This window comes from Pseudomonas huaxiensis, assembly GCF_003231275.1.
Lineage (GTDB): Bacteria > Pseudomonadota > Gammaproteobacteria > Pseudomonadales > Pseudomonadaceae > Aquipseudomonas > Aquipseudomonas huaxiensis.
In genome coordinates this window covers 14,697-39,056 of record NZ_QKVL01000012.1, presented here as the reverse complement: position 1 = coordinate 39,056, position 24,360 = coordinate 14,697, and the positions used below count along the sequence as shown (strand labels likewise).

The window sequence follows — 24,360 nt, the reverse complement described above, 5'->3', positions numbered from 1 at the left end:
GGCTGGGTGAAGGTGGCGGTTGTAGGGAGGCTCACTTGCCCAGAGGGTTTTCAGTCCGTCGCGAACCAAGCGATGTTGGTTCGCGACGGGTTAAGGCAACTAAAGGCTCAAGGTATCATCCGAATACCCTTAAATCGGTCAAAGCTTTTGAACACCTCATGCAAACCTGCCTTCGCAAAGCCTGGCATATCAAGTCGGCTAAAACTACCGCGACAGAACAATCCATCCACGACATCGTAGTGGTAACCATCACTCGCCAGCTTCGTCATGATTTGCTCCAGAGTCACGTGCTGCAACGGCTTTAGGAAATCCACACCCGCTGAGTTTGCAGCAAGTCCAAACGTTTTCCCGGCATCGAAATTCGGTATTTTCCCAAATTTATCCAGCTCCTTAATATGTTCCGCAGTCGTAAACTCTGAAAGCAAGTAATTTGGAACTTTTCCGCCTGGATAGTTGTTTTTTGGAGTAAATACCCCACGCATTACATCGTCGTAGTTGTGCCCTTGCATATCAATTTTGAACCCTTGATCTGCATAAAATCCAAATTTTTTCACGTTTGATGCAGAAAAATGCTCAGGGACGGCGCTTCCTTTGAAAGAAAGACCTTTCACGGGAAGCCCATGCGCATCAATAACAAGGCGATTGGCTCCCGGCGTTGCATACAGTTCAAACGCCGGGCCGTGGCCCAGGTCATACTGGGTCCACGCATTCCCTGTCAAGTTAGGATTCGCTCGTTCCATGACTCGGGTGACTTTCGTACTCATAGGGCGCGATGCGGAGAGCCCATTGCGAAGATTCACCGAAGGGCTCAAATAACGCTCCCCCCGCGACGCTTTAAACAGCCCACCAACTCCGTGCAATTTCACCACATTGCGCAAGTTGCTCAACCCTTGAAGACCAGCACGCAAACTCTTCGCCAGTATCCCCACGCCGACTTTCACCAGGCCACCTACGGCCTCACCGATACCTAGGCCGAACGCTGCCCATCCCAACTTATCAGACAGCAAAGGATTACTCTGCTTGAGTGCCAGCGCGGTTGCTCCCAATCCGAAGGCCGCCATTCCGACTGCCAGCATCAAGGCGCCCCCTACGCCGCCTGTCATTATGGCGAAGGCAATCGAAGCAGCAAAACCAACCACGAGCAACCACCATTCCCACCATGCCGCCGGCTCATGCTGAGGCGGCGCCGTGTCCCGGATCATGTCGTCCAGCGAGGCCAGGCTTTGGTACTCCTCCCGACGACTCAGCATGATGTGCCCGCTCGGGTCATGCCAGTTCACCGGGTTCCTGCCGGCGCAGTAGGCCCGGTCATTCAGTCCGCCTTCGCCGAACGGGCTCAGGCTGTCGCCCTGATAGAACGCCTGGTGCTGCGGGTCATACACCCGATAACCGTGCCCGGGATGGTAGCTTCCAGTCACCGGATCCACGCGCTGACCGTTATAACCCAGCCCGCTGTTCATGGCGTTCAGGCCTTCCAGGCAAGCTTCACCCCACGGGGTGAAGCCGATGGACCGGTTTGCCCATTCGCCCTTGTCGTCCAGCCAGAACTCCTCCCCTCCGCCGTTCTGTGGGTCGGGCAGGATGAAAAGGGTCTGCGCAGTTTCACTTGTCCCCTGACCTTTGCGCACCTGCACCACCAAGCCTGCCTCTTCATCCAGCACGCGCCGCTTCACGGCATTTCCCTTTTCATCCAGCCAGACTTCGCCGCACAACTGATGGTCGCTGTATTGCAACACGCGACGCTGCTTGTTCGCCTCATCCCACTGGGCCGCCAGGCGACCCTGCTCGTCATATTCATAGGTCGTGAGGGCGGCGGCGCTGCCAGTTGCCTTCACCGACTGCAACTGGCCCGTGTGGGTATAGGTCAGTGTCTGCTGGTGTTCGCTGGTCTTGAGGTTGCCGTTATCGTCATAGCTCAGCTGCAATTTGGTTGGCGTGCCGGCAGTGCCCCCTTTCGCAGTCCGCGTCACGCTGACACTGGTCCGCCGGGTCGGGTGTGCGGCGTCCTCGTAGCCGTAAGACCGCTTTTCCGTCTCTTCATTTGAGAACGTCGTAGTGCAGGTCAGGACATTCCCCAGTGCGTCGTAGGTATAGGTCTGCTTGTTGAGGGCATCACCTCTCGCATTGCGGATTTCATAGTCCTTGTCTGCCTTGACGGTCCAACCTATCAGCTCATCGCGCTTGCGGTAATACGTAAAATTTTCGGTTCTGGACGGATCGCTTGCGCCGTTTCGGTACCAGACCTTGCTGGAGAGCTGGCCGATAGCGGTCCAGGTCTGGACATAGCGGCTTTTGATGAGCCCATCCAGGTGGTAAGTACGTTCTACTTCCCGGCCGGATTCGTCGTAACGGTATGCAACCGTTTGCTTGTGCCCGGTGCGCATGTCCTCTACGGCGATGGACTCGCACTCGCCTTGCGCGCCATAACGATAGCGGTACTCGAAGTGGCCGCGCCGCACTCGGTTGCGCCGATTTTGGCTATCACCCCAGGCCCGACTGAAAACAGCATTGGGATGCAAGCCGCCCGCAGTCTCCCCTCGCAGCGAATGCAGGCTGCGCCGCTCCTGTTTGACGCCACGCACCACGCGGTCAATAAGGTACAAGCCCAGAAGCTGCGGCGACGAATGTGTGCTGCTGATGACGCTTTGCAGATTGTCCTCGGTGGCACTTCGCTCAGTCCTGATCGCCTGCGTTACGGCGTTGTATTCGAACTTGACCAACTGTGCTTTGGGTTCAGGTTTTTTCTCGGCATACCAGGACACGGTATTGCCGTCGACACTGCGCTCGCGATAGAGGCGTGTGTTGTCCGGACGGACATGCCCGTCGTCGTCAAACTTGAAGGTCAGCGATGAGCCCGATGCGCCCACCGTGCGGGTCTCCACCTTATCCCCCGAGTTACCAGCACTGCGCAGGGTCTGTTTACCCACCACCGTTTCCTTGCCGTCTTTGCCTTTCACGCTGATTTGCGTAGGTGTGGTACTAAGCCCTTGGTATGCCCATTGCACCACCCGTCCGTCAGGCGCATTGATTTGCGTACGCCGACCAAGTTCGTCATAGACGGTTTCCCACTTAAGCTCAAATACACCCTTTCTTTCGGGCAGCGTTTCCGTGAGGAGTATTCGTTGCCCCTTGGCATTGATGCGCTCTTCGACCGACACCCCGCTGTCCTTCAACTTACCGCTGCCAGCATCCCAGCGTTTGTGGGTCTGCTTAAGCGTCACCTGCCCGTCCCCGTGATTACGCTGCATCGTCTCCACTGCGTGCTGCGGGCCTTTGAGCAACGTGCCAGTCATGGTTTCGGTTATTAGGCTATCGCCTTGCTCCGCATCGGTTTTATGGGTGGCGTTTTCTGCATGCCAGAACCAGTCACGCAGGTTGTCCGGCAGGGCGATGCCGTCGTTGCGCAGGCATAATCCACCAGGGAAATAGTCATACACGCACTGCTGCGTGACTTCACCGTCGGCACCGTAGCTCATCTCCTGGAGGCAGACATAATTGCTGTCCGCGTCGTCAGTGCCGGGCGTGCGCTGCAACTCCCAGCGTACCGGGCGCTGCAGGCCATCGAGCAACACTCGCCCCCAACGCCCATCCGGACCGGTGGTGCTGACCCAGGTGCCGTTGTGGGTATCCCGCCACTTGACAGTTTCCTCAACCTGCCCTTCCTCTGGCGTCGAGCCACTTGAAAAGTGTGTTTCGTCATAGGGGTAACTTGTGCTGCCGAGCCGCCGGTCACGGGCATCGTAGGTGTGGTACAGCATCGTTTCCGGGCGCCCCAGGCCATCCTGCTGTGTCTCACGGACTATCCGCCCGCTGCGCGCAGACCGGATGTGCTGTGACAGGACGGGTGTCAGTTCATTCTTTTCAAGCTTCACAGTGGTTTCACTTTTCGCCCGCAACATCCGTGTAGCTTCATCTGAAGTCAAGGTCTCCTCCAACTTGCGGGTCTGGCGAGCACCGTTGTCCTTGTACCAGACCGTAGCCGTGGTCACGGTTGTGAGCACGCCTGGAGCTTTTTTACGTTCGATCTGCTGCAGGTCCACCGACAGGCCTTTGCGTTTCGTACCTTTTGTCACCGTCCAGGGCACGGTGGTGGTGTCCACTACCACGCCTTCCAGGGTCAGGACCGTATCCGGCGTCAGTATGCCCGCCTGGTCTTTTGTTGCTGTTGCATAACCGTAGAGGGTTAACGTCGCCTCAGAGACACTGCCATCCGAAAATGCCAGAAACTGATACTGGGCCATCAGGGGCGGTAGCGTTGTGTCATGTATCACCGGGCACGTCAGCGCCATGGCGTCTGACAACGGCGTGGCAGCAGTGTTTTCCAGCGTGAGGCCCGTTATCAGCTCCTTCACGGCAGGGACATGATCGCTGCGATCGGCATGACCCGCCGTGGGGCTCGCAGGGTAATAGCAAAGGTGAACGGTCTGGCCGTCTCCTGCCTCTATCTTCACCGGAAGTCCCTGCTCGGGATCACAGGTCACGAGAGTGGTTTCTGTCACAGAAGTGTTTACTGTTGCCTGGCTCATGACACTTTCTCCTGCGCGGCGGGGGTGGCGGGCGTTGGCCGCAAGTCTTCGGTGGTCACCGTGGTTTTGATCGGCTGGGTTGCCCAGCGGTATTGGGCCGTGAGGGTGCTGCCGCTGACGGTGTTCGGGTATTCCATCCGGGTAGTCCGGCGGGAAGCTCCCGGAACTCCCTCAACGATCTCGGTTTGCACGCTATAGCCGTTCTTGAGTGTCCAGGTGCGTCGGGTGTACGAACCGCCTACGCCATCGCCCAGATCCAGGGTTTGCGTGGAGGAAAATGAATCGCCTTCTTTTTCCAGAGCGTTATTAACACCACTCCACTGCCAGGTGTGACTGATGACGGATTGGCCGGCGCCCGGAACCAAGGTATGGCGCTCTACCCGTGGCAGTGGCATAGGACTGACGCGGGGGTTCCAGGTTTTCCAGTTCGTTAAATAGCTCACCGCTTCCAGCGAACCGTCCTCTTCAGCCACCGAGTTCAGCACCCGGTCCAGCACCGGGTCATCGCAGTAGCCGAACACCACCGTCTGCGTTGGCAAGTCGTCACTTTTACCTTGGCGCTTCAGTGTGGTCAGCAGACAATCGGTGATCTCCAGCTTGACGCTGTACTCTTCTACGGTGCCCGGCCAGACCGTGAATTTGCTGGCGTATTTTCCGCTGGCGACAGGGAGCGAGTGTTTTGCAGTCAACAAATCCACCTTGCCGTCACAGATGCTCCTCAGCAGCACATGGCCCTTTTTCCCCTCCCACTTCAGTGTCAGTGACCCACCCTGTGGGGAACTGATGGAGCCCGGCACCAGGATCAACGCCTTGCGGCTGGCTTCCTCTTTTTGCTTTTTGATTGAGTCAAGATTCGTCGTGAGTTTTTTTCTGTCTTCGCTCGTTAGCCCACTCTCTCTGAGCCACTGTTCCAGGTTGCTTTGGACCGTCTCGAGCTTTTTCACATAGGCCGTCTTGTAGTGCTCGCTGGCCTCTTCGCCGTCGTGCTTACTGGGTTTGCCAAGCACTTCCTTTCGCCCGGAGGGGAATATCACCGACAGGCTGGTCAGTTCGTCGAACGAGCCTTCCGCTGCCGTCAGCGTGACGCCATTGATAGGCAAGTAATTTTCACCTAGCGCGCCCTGTATATGCTCAGAGGTCAATGTCAGTGTCTGACCGGTGCTCAACATGAGCCGGTGCAGGCGATTGTCATAAGATGAAAAGCGAAACGCCCAGCCATCACCAAGAGCACTTTCATTGGCCCGGGTAGCCGAATAGTGCAGGGTGAGATCAACTTCAGGGCCTTCACCATTGAGCCCGCGAATGGTGCCCACTGGATAATGCGCGTGAAAAAGGCCGGTTCGGGGGTCTACGCCGTTCTCGGTGGCACCACTGATGTCATAAACTTCCGATCCCAGTGTGTTGGCGTAATCGGCACAGAGCGAATCCCGGGGAACAAAGACCCAGCCGGTGATTGGCGGATTGATAGTGAGTGCTGACGCCGCAGCGCTGGTAATACCAGACTCGCTGACATAGCTGGCGCGAGCGAGCGGAAAGTTTGGCGTGATATTCATCCCGTTCGGAATATGGAGGTGAATGCCACCATGTTGCTGATAGCGCCCACTAAATGGAGAAAAATATATGTGTTCTTTTCTCGTCATTGGGACTGATACCACGCGCTGCGCAGCGTATTGCTCTGAAGTATTGGAGATAAACCGAACGCCCGACTCAGTAATGCCAGAAAGTAATTGTACATTCAGAGTAAAGGTGGGCAGACTCGAAACAGAAAGAATATTAGCTAGCACACTGCCTGAGCAAACCGATTCAAACACCTCAAACGGCTTGAGCATTCCAAAAACCTTGAGGCTTTCAGGCGTAGCTTTGGTTTCGAGCAGTCCAAGCATTTCAGTTACGCTTGGCCATTTTCCATTGCCTAGTGCCCCTCCGAGTTCCTGCTTCAGTTTACTCTTAAGGTCGTCCGTTAGCGGAGTCTCATTGGAAAGCCATTCGTCGATGAGCGTAACTAAATACTCACGCGTTAGTATTTCAGCTCCTGCCGCATTATTGAACGCCTCAAACAACTTCAGAGCACCCGGAACCCCGTCTACGATCAGTTTCTCCAGCGCCCTCATTATTACCAATACGGAACTTTTTTTCCTCGCAAAGTCATACCCTCCGCACTCAAGCATGAGCATGTAGAGTGAGTGAAGGATTTCCAACAACTTACTGCTCACGCCACCGCAATCAGTAACGCTTAAGATTACATTGCTTTCAGTGCAAGCCAGGCATTCATTAATCCGGCAGGTAGAGGGCAGCCGTAACTGCCACAGTTTTTCTTCAGCGTAAAAACCATCTTTCCGCGCAACGCGAGAGGCTGCCAGGGCGGAAGCACCGGCCTTACCTACTGCAGTCCTGATAACGTCTTTGGCATAAATATCATCGGGAAGAGCGTTTAGCTCTATTAGCCCAAATAGTTCACTCCTCTTGGTATCACTACCCATCCAGTCCGACACTTCCTTGATCGGCCTGAATCTAATGAAAACAAATTCATTATTTGTGCGCCACATCAGGAACTTTGAAAAATAATCTTCATCATCATAATATATCTTTTCGTGGTTACCCATAAGACCTTTCGTCGCCGTAATGCTCAGTAACTCTTCAATTGCCAATCTGTCTCTCAGAAAGTTCAGTTCGGTGCCCACTGGAGAGAATTTTTCCTCCTTTTTCTTTACCTTCGAAGTCCACGATTCGACATGCACTACCATTTCTGCCTCAGGGGGCAGCCACAGTGTCCACACTTCAACATGTTTATCCGTAACAGCGGGCGCAACAAACTGAGCCGATTTTTCACCAAACCCCACAAAAGGCGCATCAGTAGCGAACTTCGAGCCGAGAGACGCACAAAGCGATCTTACCCAGACATCACGTGCAGCCTTGTCGGCATCGCTCGGCTCAAATGTCCAGGCATGTACAACCCGACCACTCCACCGATCACACAGCGTGATGCGTATGCCGTTTTTATAGGTGTCAAACAACTCACCCAGGGTCAGTGGCACGCCTTCAAGGGTTTCCAGCGCTTTTTCATGGACAGCGTCCACGCCGGGCAGCCCCAGTGTCACCACTCTGACGGGGAGCCCCATGATCCACAGGTTCTGGCTGTCTGATGGCTTGGCATCAACAGTAGCGCCAGCGAGCCGCACGTAAGAACTCAATGGCGAATCCTTCAGCTCGTCTGCAAGCGAAGCCATGCATGTGGCGAAATCATCATTGTTGACCGTGTAACTGAACGGCGAGCCTGGCAGTTGGGCTCCCGAGTAACGGTCGTAGACAACACACTGAATGACTGCCTCAACAGTGGGTTTGAACTTCGTCACGGTTCTGTATTTCTGCCAGGTGACAGGTTCAACTTCCACCGACAGGTTTGAAAACTGGGGTATCCAGAGTGCATTGTCCGCCTTGGCGGTAGCGACGGACACCTTGTCCTCATCCAGTTTGCCCGCACGCAACATTCCATACGTACTGGTGGGTTCCTTGTTTATCTCAGCAATCTGTTTGCAAAGCGCCTCATGCCAGATGATCGCCTTGCGGCTATTTTCGTTTTCCGGCGTAAAAACAAAGCTTTCATACAATGTAAGGCTGGTTCTGTCGCGCACCTGGACGGCGATACTTTCATCCGCTGTCAAGTCATGCTTCGGCATAGGGGCTGCGATCACTTGGTTGGCAATGAACGGCGCAGAGGTAAAGAGTCGATAGCCACCCTCGTAGTACCAGAGACGGTTGACCGCGGTTTTCTCCGCGGCTGACATCTTGGAAAATGTTTCTGACGAAGGGCTGCCATCAGCGGACACCTCAAGCCCACCGTTGTCACTAAGTTTGCCTGCACTTAAATACCGCGGTTCGTCGCTGGCCACCGGCGCGGCGTTAATGGCGGCGAGAAAGGCCGCCGGCCATTTGGAAAGCGCCGCGTTATCTTTGCTCGCAGTAAAGGTAACGGTTTTCATGATGCGCCCGTCACTCTCCCTGATGATCCAGGCATGAATACGCTCTCCTGCGCCCAGGTCTCGATCCGCCAAAAGGAAACCCGGACTACGCCAGCAGTGTTCGCCGGCCCCCACACTATCCCCTTCAAAACCGACCATGGAAGGCAGGATGTCATTAGCTTCATGATTCAGCATTTATTGAACTCCGCACGTGGGTATCGGGTATTTCACACCCGTTATTAACGAAGAGCGCCTCACAACAATTGCCGCCTTTACCAACTAGTGTAATTGTCTTTTTTCTGTGATTCAGAGCGTTTGGAGATAAAAAACCAGGCGAGCGAACTGACATTTTTGTCAGTTACCGGGTAACTAATTAACTGTCATCATGATGGATTAGTCGTCCTCGACAGCGCTTCGCCACGCCGGCCATTGAACACTCACACATTCTCCGCCTGCGCTCGCAACGCAGGATAAAACTTGCCGCCCAGTTCTATTTGCTGGCGCGCAAGTCCCTCTTCCAGACGCCGGATCAAATAGTCCGGTTCGGTAGCAAAGATATTGACGCCGTGATCAGGCTCGGCAATGGCGATGAGCTTGCTGGATTCATGCCGTTGCACTATGTCGGCCATGGCCAGAAAGTTGAACACACCCGACTCCAGTGTTCCGCACGGCATCGAAGGGTTGAGGGTTCCCGCGCAGAACTCTCCTTGTTCAAACCAGTCCGGGGCCGGATAGCCATGGAAATGGATCAAGGGGCCGCCGCGCTCCAGCAGCGCCGGTGCATGGAGGGCCGCCGCCATTGCAACGGCGAACATGACGTACAAGTCATACGAAGGGCGCAACGGAGCGCCCGATGGATGGTGGTCAGCCTGTTGCAGGTGGAATCGTCCTTTCGACAGCCCGACGCGCACGACATCGGCAGGCGTCAACGCGGTTTTGTCCGCGCCGGACCTGGAACTCAGCAGCCATAGGTCAGGCACTTGCACGCAGGCGCGTTCGCCCTTGATCTCCAACTTGACGTACCAATGCCCGGAAGCCGCCTGCCTTATGTGCGTTGATGGCAGATGCTCGATCGGGGCGAGGGTTTCCCAGGCCTGTGTGTCTATCACGCGGTCGCCTTCGGCAAAGCGCGGTGGCTCCAGCCACGCCACGAAGCCATAGGACACACCCGCTCGTCCATCGGCCATCTGGTCGAAGATATCCCGTCGCGATCGCCGTCGAATGATCGAACTGAACGCCGAGCCCGTCGGGAACAGTCCACCGGGTGCCAGGCGCTGGCTCAGTTCAATGAGACGTGCGGCATATGGTGAAGCGTCGGGACTGAACGCCCCCCATTCGAATCGACTTATCGGGATAGGGCGGATGGGTACGTACAACTTGGGGATCAATGAATTGAGCACCATCGCCGGTAGCTCGGACCTTGGGTATACGGTGTCGCACAGGTTCAGGTTCAAAAGGGAAACATGTTGCGCAGCGACGTTCAGGGCGATCTGGGCAAATGAGCGAAACAAGACGTCTAGGCCGATGCGGATTTTTTCCCGGTACGACGTAGCCGGGGCTGTCAGCCTGGGATCGAGCGGGCGGATGATCACGATCTGGGTTTTGAAGGGGTCCTCCAGCCGATTCAGCAAATCATCATCCAGCCAGGCAAGGCTATGCAGGATCCGGGTAATCGATGAGGTCACGCGCCCCGCAGTCAATCGATACACCCACTCCGCCATCGCCACGCGCAGATGTGAAGCAAGGGCGCGGGAGCCTTCGACATTGAACACGGCGTCCACGCTGCTGGAGAGTAACGTGCGGGGTTTGCCAAAGCGGCTCGAACGCTCCGTGGTGTTTCGTCGTACCTGTGCCTGGTCCCAGCTCAGCACATTGACGCCCTGCTCCTTCAAAAGCTCCGCCAATCCGTCGACGAAGACTGTTATCTGCGGATCGCAGTTTGCGGGCAAAGGATGAAAAGTGACGGTCAGTCCGCGCGCCATTGCCTCGGGGGAGAGTAAAGGCGTCGCGTTGCCAGGCCCGCCAATCAGGACGCTGATTGACTGTGGCGTAAGTGGAGTGTCCTGATTCCCGTCGGCGCTTTCACATTGCTCATGGCGTTCGAGCAGGTCCAGCACCTCTGCCTTAAGGCGCAGGATCTGCGCCAGCAAGGCAGGCTCCAGCGCTCCCTTTGGCGCTCGCAGGCGCAAACGCCTCTCCTCGCGCCACAGATAAACCTGGCGTGCTTTCAAGGTATCGAGCAAGGCTTCGACTGGCGGCGAAGCGTATTCGGAAAATGCTGTGGATGGCATGGTTTCAAACCTCCATGAACTCGAGATCGGCCTGGTCGATGGCCGCTGCGATGACACGGACCACTTCATCTATCGTGGCGGCGAGTTGCAGGTCTTTCGCGGAAACCGGCAACCCCGCCACCTCTTCCAGCGCGAGTGCAATGTGGTGCATCGCCATGGAATCGAGGCCGTAATGCAGCATGGGCCGGGACATATCGATCTGATCGAGGGGCGTGTTCGAGAACAGCCTGATGCTCTCGAGCAACTGCCCTTGCAGCACCGTTTGCGCAGAAAGACAGCGCAAGCCCTGCGCCGTGGCTGGCCCCATGTTCAATGGAAAATCCTGCCCGTTGGCACTCCACTGCCCCACACACTCCAGGGCGCCGTTGCATGCTGCCTGACGGCACGCGGCGCGCTGGACCTTGCCGCTCGAGGTGCGCAGCACCTGGTTCGGCTTGACGAAGAGGATGTATTCGATTGGGGCCTCTACCTCGCTCAGCACCGCACGGCGAATGGCATTGGCCGTGAGGACGGAGTCAAACGAGCGTAGCGCCGTGCGCTTGATCTCCTGAACCAGCACCAGGCTCTCACGCTGATCGCAGTCGATGGCAAAGGCGGCGTTACTTACACCCCGGCAGGCGTCGTGCGCCGATGCCGCCGCTGACTCGACATCCTGGGGATAGATGTTTCTACCGCTCAGGATAAGCATGTCTTTGCGGCGCCCGGTGATCAGCAGTTGCCCCTCCACCAGCCCGCCGAGGTCGCCAGTGCGCAGGTACGGATGGCGCCCGCCGGCGGGGACGGCCTTGAAGGTCTCCTCGGTGGCCTGGGCTTTTCGCCAATAACCCTGTGCAACACCGGGGCCCCTCACCCAGATTTCTCCCACCTGGCCAGGCTGGCAGGGCACATGGGTTTCAGGGTCGACGATCGACACCTCGACCGCTTTTATCGGGCAGCCACACAGCACACGACGACGGCTGTCCAGGCCGGAAGGCGCCAGGACGATGCGGCCCTGTTCAAGTCCCGCAGCCGATACCTCGCGCCAACACGTGCCTTGGCCGCCAGCCGTGACCACCAGTGTGGCTTCGGCCAATCCATAGGAAGGTGCGAAAGCGTTTTCGTGGAAACCGGCGATCGCAAACTTTTCGACGAATCCTTGCAGCGTTTCGTAACGTACCGGTTCCGCGCCATTCAGCGCGCAACGCCATCGTCCCAAGGTAAGTGCGGCGCATTGCTCCTGGGTCATCTCGGTTATGCAGCGCTCGTAGCCAATGTCAGGCGAAGCCGCGTGGGTGCCGCCGTATCGCGACAGAGCTTCGAGCCAACGGGCGGGCCGCTGGAAAAATGCCGCAGGCTCCATGAAGTAACAGGCGCAGCCGGCATACAGTGGCAACAACAACCCGTAGATCAGGCCCAAGTCATGAAAGCTGGGCAGCCAGGACACCATTACGCTCTCGGGGGTCACCGCGTAGGTGTCCTGCAACGCACTGAGATGACTGATCAGATTGCCGTGGCTGACCATTACGCCTTTCGGGCTTCCCGTCGACCCAGAGGTGTACTGGAGAAAAGCCAGATCCGCCGGCCCGGTGTCGGGGTGAACCCACACGGCATCAGCCGGCGGAGCCTCATCGCTATCGACTGCAACACATCGAATCACGGACGGTAGCTGGCGTTCACACTCACCGAGCAGAGACGCGGTGGTGAGTACCAACCCCGGTTGGGCGTCGTCGATGATGGCTTGCAAGCGCGTTTGTTTCTGGTTGCGCTTGGGCGGATACGCGGGCACCGCAACGACACCCGCGTAGAGGCAACCAAAGAAGGCAACCAGAAAAGCGTAGCCCTGCGGAAAAAGCAGCAATGCGCGGTTGCCGGGAGACGTTATCTGACAGAGCCGGATAGCCACAGTCCGTGCCGCCGCATCGAGTTGCTGCCAGGTCATCCGTTCCAGTTCGTGCTCGCCGCCCTGGAGGTAGGTCAAACCGGTCGAAGCTGGCACCCGGGCGCGGGCCCGCAGCACGTCAACCAATGAACGGTATGGGGTATCGGTTTCAGAGCTCTGCGGTTGGGTCATCACTACCTCCTTAGCCTATGTACGGCATCCATCCGCACGCGACCATTCGCAGGTGAAAACAGGCCGGGAGCTCATTCACGATCCCCGAATATCGAGCCTATCCCGATCTTTCTGGCCTGTTTCCACCCTGACTGATACGCGTGCGACGGCTTTCAGTGCATATTTCAAGAACTGAGTCAGGAAGAAGGTTTGATTCCTGCATGCCCGTCGGCTACGAAAATCGAGTTGCCGTGGCAGAACATTCCGTCCGGCTGGTTGTAATGTGCGCCATACAAGGTCATGCCATTGAATAGCCTGTTTCCAGCCGGCAATGCACTAAAATCCTGCATGTTTGCCGTGCCCACTGCGCTCACATACTGTTTGATGAGTGCGTTAACATCGATTTTTTCCTGATTCGGCCAGGCCTTTGCAATAGCAGCCTGAAACAGCGGGCAACCGATCAGAAACTGATCGACCGGGATCGCGGGAAGAGCATCTAGCAACCGGGGAGTATATCGGTCGCCCGTCGCGGTTTGAGTAAGAAACGATGAAGAGTACTCAACAGGAAAATTGCTTTCGTTCCATGAGCTCTCACTGAGCATCCAATCGTTCACGTTATTAGTCAGTAGGACTCCTTGCATAACGTCAACGGCGTCGTCGATGCGATTCAGACCCTTCAAATTACGCGAACGCGATGTTGCTGTGTCTATCAATCCCTTGCTCGCCGCTAGTCGAGAACTACGCGCGGCACGTGCAAAGAGACCGCCCGCCGCTCGCCCGCCAATAAGCGCAAAGGCATCCAGTGCGATCGCTAGCCTTGGGGAACTGGGTGCAATGGCCATGGATACTGTAGACACACCAGCGAATGCAGTAGCGATCGCAGTGGCCGCAATCCGCAATCCAAGACTTCCGCCACCGGTGAAAGGGGCCAGAGCGATACTGGCAATGTTGAGTGTCATCGCCACTATATTCACCGGACCATTCAAAATGGGCTCGTCCAGGCGGCGCTTTTCGCTCCACACTTCAATCATGTGTCCGTTGTGATCGTGATAATTGACCGGATCGCCGCAGCAATAGGAGTAACGATTGGCACCGGCCGGCCCGAACGGGCTCCAGGAGTCCGGCGAAGTAAAGCGATGTAACAGGGGATCATACAGGCGATAACCATTACCTAGAAGATACCCCCCCGACTCGGTCATCGGTTCACCCTTGAAACCCAGCCAGCTCTTGTTAGCTGGAGTAGCACCAACACCGTAGGGTGTATAACTGGTGTATCGAACCTTTTTGGTAGCAAGGTCATAACTGGCAAAAATGCTTCCTGCCGCATCGCGTAATTCAAACGTCGTGGAAATCACCGCGTCACTGTCAGCTTTTGCCTTGGTGTGAACCTGCTGTAACAGGCAACTGGAGCTATCGTTCAGGAGGAGGATAGTACGATCTTGATAATTCGAACCTTGCCCGCCCACCACATGTTCGGCATAAATCTTCTCTCCCCGATAGTGATAGGTTTTATTTATTAGGTTATTCAGCACTACACGAACACATCCGGAACTATCGTACTTCAACTCCCATGAATGATCGGAATTGCCATTACTAATCGTCTTTACCTGTCCATTAGGATAGTAACTGACTGCATTATCGCCGGTCTCGGAGTGCCACTTGATGAGACGCCCTTGCTTGTCATTGACTGCCGCAGAGTTATCACACTCCGTCAACGCTCCTGGCATCTTATCGGAAAACACGTAGTGTTTGATTTTAACGGCGTCATGTCCTGTTATATCCCCCTCCCATTTGACGACATCGCCCAACGCGTCATAAGTAAACGCTTGGCGGGTACAATAACCGCTCGACGGCATGCTCGGTGCCATTTGGCCTGTACAGTACCAACTGCCTAGCCGACCGCAACTCTGATACTCGTAATTGTCACTTCTATACTCTTCACCTTTGACCTTGAGCGTGCTTTTTTTCAGTCGACCATCGCTCAATAGTGTGCGTTCAATAGACAGGGTGTCAAAACCATTACAGGTGAATGTGCGATTGGTTTCGTGGCCCATCACATCATAAGCAAACGTGATCACCATGTCCTTTTTGGTCGACAGATCCCTGACCGTCTCTTTCAGCAGCTTTCCAGCGGAATCGTACTCGAACATCGTTTCCGCCTTGTTCACCGTCGTCATCTTTTTGACCCTGCCGTGAAGGTCATAGGTGAACTCGGTCATGTTTCCCGCGATGTCTTTAAACTGGGCCAGACTTCCTTGCAGGCTATAGATCGACTCGGAGGTCCGGCTATTGTGCGTTTCACTGTAGGTGAACTTGGAAAGGTCCAGCACGCTGGAAAATCCGTCAAGGGTGTGCAACAGACTTTCGGGATTGGTAACACTGCTGTCTTTGCCCCAGTTCATGTCGCTATCGCCATAAGAGAATCGAGTTACCGCATGTCCTTTGGGCTGCTCGGCCGACACTCTGCCAACGCCGTCGTGCTGCTGCGTCCCCAACTCGACCATCGATTCCTCTGTAGACAAGGTGGCTGTGGTAGCGACAGCAACAGGGGAGTTGTCAGGATAAGTATTCGTGACAGTCGTATCCCCCGCCACCATCTGTGTCATTCGATCGAACTCGTCATATTCATAGTGTTTATCTTGACTGCCGGTTTGAGCGACCTTGATACAGCGGCCGCTGTCATCATGTTCGATAGTCCGGTGTGCGAGTAAATGTTTCTTGTCGCTTGCCGTCACGCTGAAGTATTCGACCTTTTCCACCAAGCCTTCGGTGCTGTAGGTGGTCTGGGTTTGCAAATAAGGAAACCCCTTTTCCTCCCACTCGGTCATCGTTCGTGTGGCGGGATCGTATTCACGTTTGAATACGGCGTCCCCGCGCTTCAGCGTGGAAAGGCCGGCCGAGGTGGTGGAATAAACATCCGTCATGGTGTCGATTAGCTGACCACTGCCATCGTGAAGTGTACGGACCTCTGTGCGCCCCCCCCTGGCGTCGTAGGATGAGGTGACAGCGTGCTCCGTCTTTTTTTTACCATTGGGCAGGTAGTCGAACGTTATTTGTTCCGCTATTCGACCATACTCATCATATTTCGTTTTTGACAGTATATGGACCCTGCTCTCCCCGTCCTCTCTCTCCGTGACCATCCGCTCTTCGATTTGCCGCCCGAAGGTGTCGGACAGAACGATTCGATTCGATGCCTTCTCTCGACCTTTTAAATAAGGGCTGATTTCATGTCTCGGCCAATAATCGTCTGCCCAGCCTTCACGCTTGATTTCACTTGCAATATCAGAAATCGCGTGAGCTAGCCACATGCTAGAGCCCCCTAAAACACCTATAAAGCCGCTTTGAGCCACCACACCAGGATCCATCCTTCTAACAAGCTCCGTAAATTTGGTGCGACCAACATGCCTGATCAGGTCAATATTTTCAGCAAGGCCTTGGGTATCTACCAAAGTAGCAATGGAACTAATACCTTCTAGAGATGCTTTATCAGGCCGGAGCTCATTGTCATTATGTAAGCTTTCCACCCCCTGCATAACAGCAGCAATGTAAAAAAGGTCCATAATAATTTCTTTCGAAGCTTTCAGGCCAACCTTTTGGACCTGAGGCATTTGTAGAATTTCTACAACCCTCTCATTTGACCAGCCATAATCTAAACGACACATTTTTTCAATAAACGGTCCAAAATGTGATGACGCAGATAATTTGTTATTTGAAAATATGACTCCCTTCACTGCTGGCGCAACATGCTGTTGTTTTTTTTCAGTTAACGCCTGCCCGGTGAAGGATGAGAACTGTTTTTCTGTCGTCTGCTGAGAGCCGTCCTCAAACTTGACAAGATTTGACACCTTAAAAGAGCTACCGGTAAATTCGCGCGTGGTCGTGATGCCAACCTTCGAACTTTTCACCAAGGCTCCATACATATCAAGCGACTTCACTTTAACGTTAGAAGGCAAACCGTAATCCGCTTCCTGAGTACTGTATTCAATGGTTTCTACAGTCATCGCCCTCGCATGGCTTTTCAGCTTCCAGCGCCACGGGCTTTTACTTGCCTGCTGGTCCAGTGCCCTGGAATTGTTTTCGAGTTTTTGTATCATTACCTCGACGAGTTTAGGTAAACCGACTTCGCCTGCCTTTTCGTCTTTGCCTACTTTGTCGGAATCCAAAAGCCCGATAAATGTTTGCTTTAGCTCCTTGGCATCAAGTGAACTTAGATAGTCTTTCACGGCCAGCGAGTCAATATCGCCAGCGCCTACTTGCCCAAGTAAAAGCTGCTCGTACTCTCGCTTGAATAGCGGATTGCTGGCTTCAATAAGCGCGGCGTAACGCTCTTGGTAGATGTAGATCTTTTCGAGCTGCGGCCCAAGCACGGTCAGCACTTTATCAATGACTGGAACTTCTCCGCTCGTTAAGCTTTCCGAGTACACATTTTTCTTCGGCTTCATGGCCTTGTATGAATAAAACTTTGCATGGATGGCTGAAATATATTTCGCTTTTTTTCTATTTTTTCTATAAGTGACTTCCGACTCTACAAATCGGTCAAAGCCATATGGCTCTCCAGGATAGGTCAGCGCGATGGGAAGATTGTACGTCTCCTTGCGAGGGTTGAAACCCGTAGCTTCTTTGAACAGTAACAATTCTTTTTCTTTTGCCCACGTCAACCCGCGGTCGGCTCCTCCTGCCCACAGCAACTCATCCACGGGGTAGAACATGTAGCTCCAGAAGTCATCATTACTGATTTTCGAAATTTTTGACTCTTGCTTGAGGTGGTGAAGGGTCGTGCAGTAGGTGTACTCAGTTACCAAGTTGTCCTTTTCCAGCTTCAGCAGATTTCCATCGCTGTCCATCTCCCAAAGAACGGTCACCTTCGACAAAGGTTGCTCTTTCAGGAACTCGACGGTTTTGCCCTCCGCGTGTCCGTTTTTATCGTTTAATTTCAAGTGCTGTTCAACTATCCGGGTTACACCGAGCACGGTGGTTTCCTCTTTCGTTTGCCGCCCCGAAGCATCGAAATACTTGACCACCCTGGTCTCACCCGCATCATCTGTCGAAGCGGTAAACACCGACTCCTCTGCTTTCTCATAAGAATACCGAGTCGTCAACTCTTTCAGCCCGGCACCTTTTGACCTTTTGCACGAAACGACTTTTCCGTCACTGCGGGAAAGAACTTCGGAGCTTGACTCATTTATTGAAAACTGCACTTTAATAGATTTTAGAGCACCATCTTTCTCATACTCGATGGTCTGTGCAAGAGGCTCCAGCGCAGGATCAAATCTGGTTGAAAAACTCTTAAGTCGACCGGAAAAATCATAGGGCTTTAGCAGCGTCTTTGTAATACTGCCAAAATCGCACTGGTAGAAATCTTTAAACTCCTTATCTTCATCAGGTACTCTTGTAGCTTTTTCGTAAGAGAGGAAACACTTCAAATTTTCCACTCCGTCGCCGGGAAACAGTTCAAAATAGTCAGGCTGATGCAGCTTGTTTTCCTGAAACATCAGCAAGGTGCGATGATCATCTTTGATCGAGTGCAGGCGATAATAGCTTTGAAGTGCTCTATCAGCATACGTGGCCCGGCGATCTTCATGCCAGACTTTCCACTCGAACCTCAATTGATGTCCTAGCGGGGTCGCGATTGATTCCAGCACGAAGTACAAATCGCTCATCATACCAGGCTGGCTTTTAACCGCTGAATCGTACGCCTCCTTATATTTTTCTGGCAGAAACTTGTAGTCGATGTAGTCGGCGTCAAAGCTTGGGCTTGGACCAACTTCCCTGAACGTCTCCACCGTGCCATCGCGGTAGTAGATTACCGCCGATAAGGTACTGATCTTGATGACAAACGATGGAGTAGCCAAGTAATTTCCATGCATCTTAAATGCCATTCCATTGGCAAGCGTTACCTCGTAATCCGCAGAAGCTGTATGCACATGTCGAATAGTGGATAGCGACAGACGCCACCCCTCTTCTGCGCGGTGATGAATGAACTCCACATTAAATTCTGGCCCGACCTGATTGTTGGCCACTAGCTTAGCAATAAAAATTCGACCAGAAGCCTGTCCGCTTAGAGGGTCCACCTGGATATGCTCAATACTCCGAAGATCCATCGAGTTTTCATCTCTCATGACACTGCGCTCCTCTTGCAGATTCGACGTACGGGAACCGGTGTTCCGCTTGACTATTTCTTCGCTATCCGATTTCGGCTCTATGAGTAATTTAATCCCCCATAACACACCACGTCATCGGGACACTTTTGAGAACAGTGGAATAGCTACTACCGTCACCCTAGGCGGCCTGGATAACCCGTACAACTGACAAAAATATCAGTAACCAAGACCGATTCATCATAATAAACGGCACCTTGATAACACCCTGCAAAGGCTGAGATCTCTACCCCCTTAATCACAGCTACGGCTATTAACGTGCTTCACACAACGCCTAGTCCGTTTCAATGATTCGCCCCGGAAATCCCCCCCTCTAGACTGCGGCATCCTTTCATCCCGCAGAGACCCATCGTTATGGAGTTCGCCTTTACCGAAGAGCAATTGATGATCCGCGACAGCGCCGAGCGTTTTCTGGCACAGGCCAGCGACTCCTCCGCTGTACGCGCGGCGATGTGCAATTGCGCAGGCTATGACCAGGCGCTGTGGCAACGGATTGGCAAAGAGTTGTACTGGGCGGCGCTGATGGTTCCCGAAGAGCATGGCGGCATGGGCCTGGGCTTTGTCGAGCTGGCACTGCTGCAGGAGCAATGCGGACGCTTTCTGCTTGGATCGCCGCTGTTCACCACCGCCTGTCTCGCCACCCCGGCGCTGTTGCTGGCGGACAACCCGTCACTGCAAAGCACATGGCTGAAAACCATCGCTGCCGGAGCAACCCGCGCCACTCTGGCGTGGGGCAGCGGTATGGATGCCGAAGCCGTTCAGGTCACCGCCGAAACCGACGCCGGTGATTACCTGTTGAACGGTACCTACGCCCAGGTTGTGGACGGCGCCGAGGCCGATCTGCTGATCATCGCTGCCCGTGTACCTGGCAGCCAGGGCGAACACGGCATCAGTCTGTTCGCCTTGCCCGCCGACACCGACGGGATCGTTCGCAGCGCCCTGCCCACCCTCGACCAGACTCGCCGGCTGGCGCGGCTCGAATTGCACGGGGTGCGTGCCGCCGACGCACAACTGCTGTGCAGCGCCGGCGCAGGCTGGCCGTTGCTACGCGACGTACTTGCCATCGCGGCCATTGCCTTGGCTGCCGAGCAAACCGGGGGTGCCCAGCAAGTGCTGGACCTGACCCTGACCTACGTCGCCGAGCGCAAGCAATTCAATCGACCCATAGCCAGCTTCCAAGCCATCAAACATCGCTGCGCCGACATGATGCTGCAGGTCGAATGCGCTCGCTCGGCGTTCTGGTACGCCGCCTGTGTCGCTGGCCAACGCCTTGCCGTCGATGGCGACACCGCGTTGGCCAGTGAGTTATTCGCCGCCGCCGCTACCGCAAAGATCCACGCCAGCGAGACCTTCTTCCATTGCGCGGCCGAGTCGATCCAGTTGCACGGCGGGGTCGGTTTCACCTGGGAATACGACCCGCACCTGTACTTCAAACGCGCCCGCGCCGGCGAACAGTGGCTCGGTACGCCGGCCTGGCACGCCGAGCGCCTGGCCGCGCAACTTCTGGAGCAACGCCCATGAAAATCGGATTCAACAACGCGGACGAAGCCTTCCGCGACGATATCGCCCAGTGGATGGCCGAGCACCTGCGCGGGGAATTCGAACCCCTGCGTTTTCGCGGTGGGCCGGGCGACGAGCACAGCTTTCCGGAACAGCGCAAAGCCTGGGAACGGGAGTTGGCCGTCGGCGGCTGGATCGGTGTTGGCTGGGCCACGGAGCACGGCGGCCGCGGCCTGAGCATCAGCCAGCAAGTGATCTTCCATGAGGAATATGCCCGTGCGGGCGGTCCCGGACGCATGGGGCATATCGGCGAAGGGCTGGTCGGCCCGACTCTCGCCGCCTTCGGTAATACCGACCAGAAACGTCGGCTGCTGCCCGGCATCCTCAGTGGCCGCGAGTTCTGGTGCCAGGGCTACTCCGAGCCCGGCGCCGGCTCGGACCTCGCCAATGTGCAGACCCGCGCGCGGCTGGACGACAGCGGCGAGTACTGGCTGATCAGCGGGCAGAAAGTCTGGACTTCGCTGGCCCATGAAGCCGACTGGTGCTTCGTGCTGGCCCGTACCGCGCCGGGCAGCAGCGGTCATCACGGGCTGTCGTTTCTGCTGGTGCCGATGGCCCAGGAACAGATTCGTGTGCAGCCGATCCAGCAACTTACCGGTACCAGCGAGTTCAACGAAGTGTTCTTCGATCAGGCGCGCACCTCGATCGCCAACCTGGTCGGCGAGCCCGGCGACGGCTGGAAGATCGCCATGGCGCTGCTCGGTTTCGAGCGCGGGGTTTCCACGCTTGGCCAGCAGATGCAGTTCCAGAACGAGCTGGACGAGGTTATCCGCGTCGCCCGCGACAACGGCGCCAGCCGCGACCCGCTGCTGCGTCAGCGTATCGCCCGCGCCTGGGCCGGCCTCAAGGTCTTGCGCTACAACTCGTTGCGCATGCTTTCCGGCGCGCAAGACGGCAGCCTGGCGCGCGAAGCGATGATCTACAAATTGGCGTGGTCGACCTGGCATGCCGAGCTGGGCAAGCTGGCGATGGACGTGCTGGGGCCGCAGGCGGAGATTCTCGACGGCGCGCCTTATGAACTGAGCCGGTTGCAGTCACTGTTTCTGTTTACCCGGTCGGACACCATCTACGGTGGTAGCAATGAGATCCAGCGCAATGTGATTGCCGAGCGGGCGCTGGGGATGCCGCGGGAGGTGCGCAGGTAATAAGGGCCTCCGCTGCATGGGTAGCTACACATCTCGCAGGCAAGACGCGGAACGTGTAGGAGCGGCCGTTAGCCGCGATGGGCCGCAAGCGGCCCCAAAACCATCCAGCACGAGGTGGCTGTCTGCTCCGGTATTTCTTTCGACCTTGAAGATGCCTGAATGTGAGATCCCAATCCGCCAGAAACAATGTGCGGGATGAATTTAGGGCCGCTTTGCGGCCCATCGCGGCTAACGGCCGCTCCCACAGGATCGCATGTGGCTGACGGTTTGCGATCGCCTGCAAGATATGTAGATACCCATGCTCATCGCTGTCTTGTCGATAACAGAAAAGGCCGTCAATCGACGGCCTTTCTGCCCTTCCCTCACCGCACCCGAATCTTCGGATCCCCCACCCCTCGGCGCATTGTCTGCAAGAACCCCTCCAGCGGTGCCGGCTCGGCAATCTGCGGCAGTACGTCCTTGTCCGGCCGGTTGGCCCAGAACCCATCCCACGACGGGAACAGTTCATGGAAGGTACCGGCATAGGGCTCACGCCCAGGCCAGCGCATTTTCAGACCACCGATCGGCGGTTTGTTGAGGTCGGTCGCGTACCAGTAGCACGGCAGCCGACGGCGGAAACACCAGCGTCCATCGATGCGCTCGTAGTCGTCCCAGTAGAGCATCTGCATGATCACCCACTCAGGCCCGGTCTCGTGCTCGTTCTTCGAATAGACCACGCCAGTGGCATGGTCCGGGTCGCTGAATTCGATGATGTGCTGACCCAGGTGGTGCGAGGTGCCGTGGAACTGCTTGCGCATGGTTTCGTCCAGCCACGCCTTGAGGTGCGCGCGGCCGCTCTTGTCGCGGCCCACCCGTACGTCTGCGGCGAAGCAGTTGGCCATGGCATCCATATCGCGCATATCCAGCGCCAGGGCGTACTTGCCGGCCAGTTGGCGGATGGCGTCGAGCGACTCCAGGCGGTCGATGCGCTGCAACAGCGAGGCGTCATTCGGGTTCATTCCAGCACCGTGTACAGGTCGGAACTGCGTCCGCCGTCCACGCTCAAGCTCGCACCGGTGACATAGGAGGCTTCGTCACTGGCGAGGAACAGGATGGCGTTGGCCAGTTCCACCGGCAGGCCAACCCGTTTCATCGGGATGACCTTCTCGGTATTGGCGCGGGTTCGGGCGTCGCTGAGCATGCCGGCCGTAGCCGGGGTATCCACCACGCCGGGGATGACCACGTTGCAGCGCACCTTGTGTGGCGCACCTTCGCTGGCAGCCGCACGGCTGAAGTTGATCACCGCAGCCTTGGCCGCCGAGTAGCCGGCCATCCAGGCGGTGCCGAACAGGCCGCAGATCGAGGCGATGTTGACGATGGCGCCGCCGTTGGCCTGCATCAGGCGCATGGCAGTGCGGGTGCCCCAGAAGGTGCCGTCCACCGTGGTGCTGAAGTTGGCGTGCCAGTCGGCGGTGGTCATGCTGTCGATGCCGCCCCAGGTGTACGCCATGGCGTTGTTGACCAGAATGTCGAGGCGGCCGTGGCGCTTGGCCGTGGCTTCCAGCGCGGCGACATAACCGTGTTCGTCGCTGACATCGGCCACGGCGACTTCGGCCTGTCCGCCCAGCGCCTGGATACGTTCCAGGACATCCTGCAGCGGTTCGGGACGCCGCCCGCAAAGCACCACGGTGGCGCCTTCCTCGGCGAAACGCAGGGCGGTGGCTTCACCGATGCCGGAGCCGGCACCGGTAACGAAGGCGATTTTTCCTTGCAGACGCTTGCTCATGGAAACTCCTCAGATAAAGGCCATGCCGCCGTTGACGGCGACGTTCTGACCGGTCATGAAACTGGCGTCTTCGCTGGCCAGGAACACCGCCACCCGGGCGATTTCGTCGGTTTCACACATGCGCCCCAGCGGCACGTTTTTCAGCAGCGCCTGCAGGTGTTCGTCGGGGATGCCGGCCATCATCGGCGTGTTGGTCGGGCCCGGCACCAGGGTGTTGACGCGGATGCCGCTGGCCGCCAGTTCGCGGGCGATGGAACGGGTCAGACCCATGACCGCAGCCTTCGACGCACAGTAATGGCTGGGGCCTTCGCCGGTCAGCGCAGCGGTGCTGGAGAGGTTGATGATCGCGCCCTGGCGTTGGCCCTTGAGCATCAGCCGCGCGCCTTCGCGGGCACACAGGAAAGTGCCGCCGAGGTTGACGTTGATAACCCGCGCCCAGCTCTCGTCGGGGGTATCGAGAAAGCTGTCGAGGGCGCCGACGCCGGCGTTGTTGACCACGATGTCGAGGCCGCCGAAACGTGCTTCGACCTGGCCCATGGCATCGGCCACCGACGCGCTGTCGGCGACATTGCAGGACAGCGCCAGGACGTTCTCGCCCAGGTCTGCCAGGCTGGCAGCCAGGGCCTGTTGATCGAGGTCAACGGCTACCACTTTCGCCCCTTCGGCAACGAACCGACGCACGATGGCCTGGCCCATGCCCTGCCCGGCGCCGGTGACGAAGGCCACCTTGTTCTGCAGCTTCATAGCATTCTCCTTGGAGTGTTGGATGCGGCCCGCGAACAGCGGGCCCTCCCCGGCATGATTGGGGCGGCGGCCGGGACCAACATCGTCCAACAGGACTAGCGGCCCAACCGGGCCATGTGGTCTGAACGGACGATGTGGCGAGGCCGTGCAGGGCCGAGCATCCCCTGGCGCACACTGGCCGGG

The 24,360-nt window shown here is 56.5% G+C and carries 10 protein-coding genes; 2 read left to right on the top strand and 8 right to left on the bottom strand.

Going from position 1 to position 24,360, the window contains the following annotated elements:
- Positions 1–107: 107 nt before the first annotated feature.
- The 5 genes from DM374_RS15010 to DM374_RS14990 all read right to left on the bottom strand — a co-directional run bounded on the left by DM374_RS15010 (position 108) and on the right by DM374_RS14990 (position 18,924).
- Complete coding sequence (locus DM374_RS15010) at positions 108–4,526, bottom strand: RHS repeat domain-containing protein (RefSeq protein ID WP_110970561.1); 4,419 nt, start codon at positions 4,524–4,526, stop codon at positions 108–110.
- Positions 4,523–8,680: a hypothetical protein gene (locus DM374_RS15005; RefSeq protein WP_110970560.1), complete on the bottom strand. Its 4,158-nt coding sequence runs from the start codon at positions 8,678–8,680 to the stop codon at positions 4,523–4,525. The genes DM374_RS15010 and DM374_RS15005 overlap by 4 nt, the downstream gene beginning before the upstream one ends.
- A 242-nt stretch (positions 8,681–8,922) precedes the next feature.
- Positions 8,923–10,776 (bottom strand): TubC N-terminal docking domain-related protein, encoded by a 1,854-nt coding sequence (locus DM374_RS15000; RefSeq protein WP_110970559.1) that lies wholly within the window; start codon positions 10,774–10,776, stop codon positions 8,923–8,925.
- 4 nt (positions 10,777–10,780) lie between these two features.
- Positions 10,781–12,826: an AMP-binding protein gene (locus DM374_RS14995; protein ID WP_110970558.1), complete on the bottom strand. Its 2,046-nt coding sequence runs from the start codon at positions 12,824–12,826 to the stop codon at positions 10,781–10,783.
- A gap of 176 nt (positions 12,827–13,002) precedes the next feature.
- Complete coding sequence (locus DM374_RS14990; RefSeq protein ID WP_110970557.1) at positions 13,003–18,924, bottom strand: RHS repeat domain-containing protein; 5,922 nt, start codon at positions 18,922–18,924, stop codon at positions 13,003–13,005.
- A 393-nt stretch (positions 18,925–19,317) separates the two neighbouring features.
- On the opposite strand from DM374_RS14990, the gene DM374_RS14985 reads away from it, so the two are divergent.
- Entirely contained in the window at positions 19,318–20,484 is a 1,167-nt protein-coding gene (locus DM374_RS14985) for an acyl-CoA dehydrogenase family protein (RefSeq protein ID WP_110970556.1), read from the top strand.
- Entirely contained in the window at positions 20,481–21,668 is a 1,188-nt protein-coding gene (locus tag DM374_RS14980; protein WP_110970555.1) for an acyl-CoA dehydrogenase family protein, read from the top strand. The genes DM374_RS14985 and DM374_RS14980 overlap by 4 nt, the downstream gene beginning before the upstream one ends.
- A gap of 362 nt (positions 21,669–22,030) precedes the next feature.
- Here the strand turns inward: DM374_RS14980 and DM374_RS14975 are convergent, their stop codons facing one another.
- From DM374_RS14975 to DM374_RS14965, 3 genes are read right to left on the bottom strand one after another with little or no spacing between them, the layout of a single operon-like run.
- Positions 22,031–22,666 carry a nuclear transport factor 2 family protein gene (locus DM374_RS14975; protein WP_110970554.1) on the bottom strand — a complete coding sequence of 212 codons (636 nt, stop codon included), beginning with the start codon at positions 22,664–22,666 and terminating at the stop codon, positions 22,031–22,033.
- Complete coding sequence (locus DM374_RS14970) at positions 22,663–23,433, bottom strand: SDR family NAD(P)-dependent oxidoreductase (protein ID WP_110970553.1); 771 nt, start codon at positions 23,431–23,433, stop codon at positions 22,663–22,665. Before DM374_RS14970 ends, DM374_RS14975 begins: the two co-directional genes overlap by 4 nt.
- A gap of 9 nt (positions 23,434–23,442) precedes the next feature.
- Positions 23,443–24,177 (bottom strand): SDR family NAD(P)-dependent oxidoreductase, encoded by a 735-nt coding sequence (locus DM374_RS14965; RefSeq protein WP_110970552.1) that lies wholly within the window; start codon positions 24,175–24,177, stop codon positions 23,443–23,445.
- Positions 24,178–24,360 lie beyond the last annotated feature (183 nt).

Coding starts and splice junctions, on each gene's coding strand:
- DM374_RS15010 (WP_110970561.1), bottom strand. CDS start 4,526: ATGAGCCAGGCAACAGTAAACACTTCTGTGACAGAAACCACTCTCGTG.
- DM374_RS15005 (WP_110970560.1), bottom strand. CDS start 8,680: ATGCTGAATCATGAAGCTAATGACATCCTGCCTTCCATGGTCGGTTTT.
- DM374_RS15000 (WP_110970559.1), bottom strand. CDS start 10,776: ATGCCATCCACAGCATTTTCCGAATACGCTTCGCCGCCAGTCGAAGCC.
- DM374_RS14995 (WP_110970558.1), bottom strand. CDS start 12,826: ATGACCCAACCGCAGAGCTCTGAAACCGATACCCCATACCGTTCATTG.
- DM374_RS14990 (WP_110970557.1), bottom strand. CDS start 18,924: ATGAGAGATGAAAACTCGATGGATCTTCGGAGTATTGAGCATATCCAG.
- DM374_RS14985 (WP_110970556.1), top strand. CDS start 19,318: ATGGAGTTCGCCTTTACCGAAGAGCAATTGATGATCCGCGACAGCGCC.
- DM374_RS14980 (WP_110970555.1), top strand. CDS start 20,481: ATGAAAATCGGATTCAACAACGCGGACGAAGCCTTCCGCGACGATATC.
- DM374_RS14975 (WP_110970554.1), bottom strand. CDS start 22,666: ATGAACCCGAATGACGCCTCGCTGTTGCAGCGCATCGACCGCCTGGAG.
- DM374_RS14970 (WP_110970553.1), bottom strand. CDS start 23,433: ATGAGCAAGCGTCTGCAAGGAAAAATCGCCTTCGTTACCGGTGCCGGC.
- DM374_RS14965 (WP_110970552.1), bottom strand. CDS start 24,177: ATGAAGCTGCAGAACAAGGTGGCCTTCGTCACCGGCGCCGGGCAGGGC.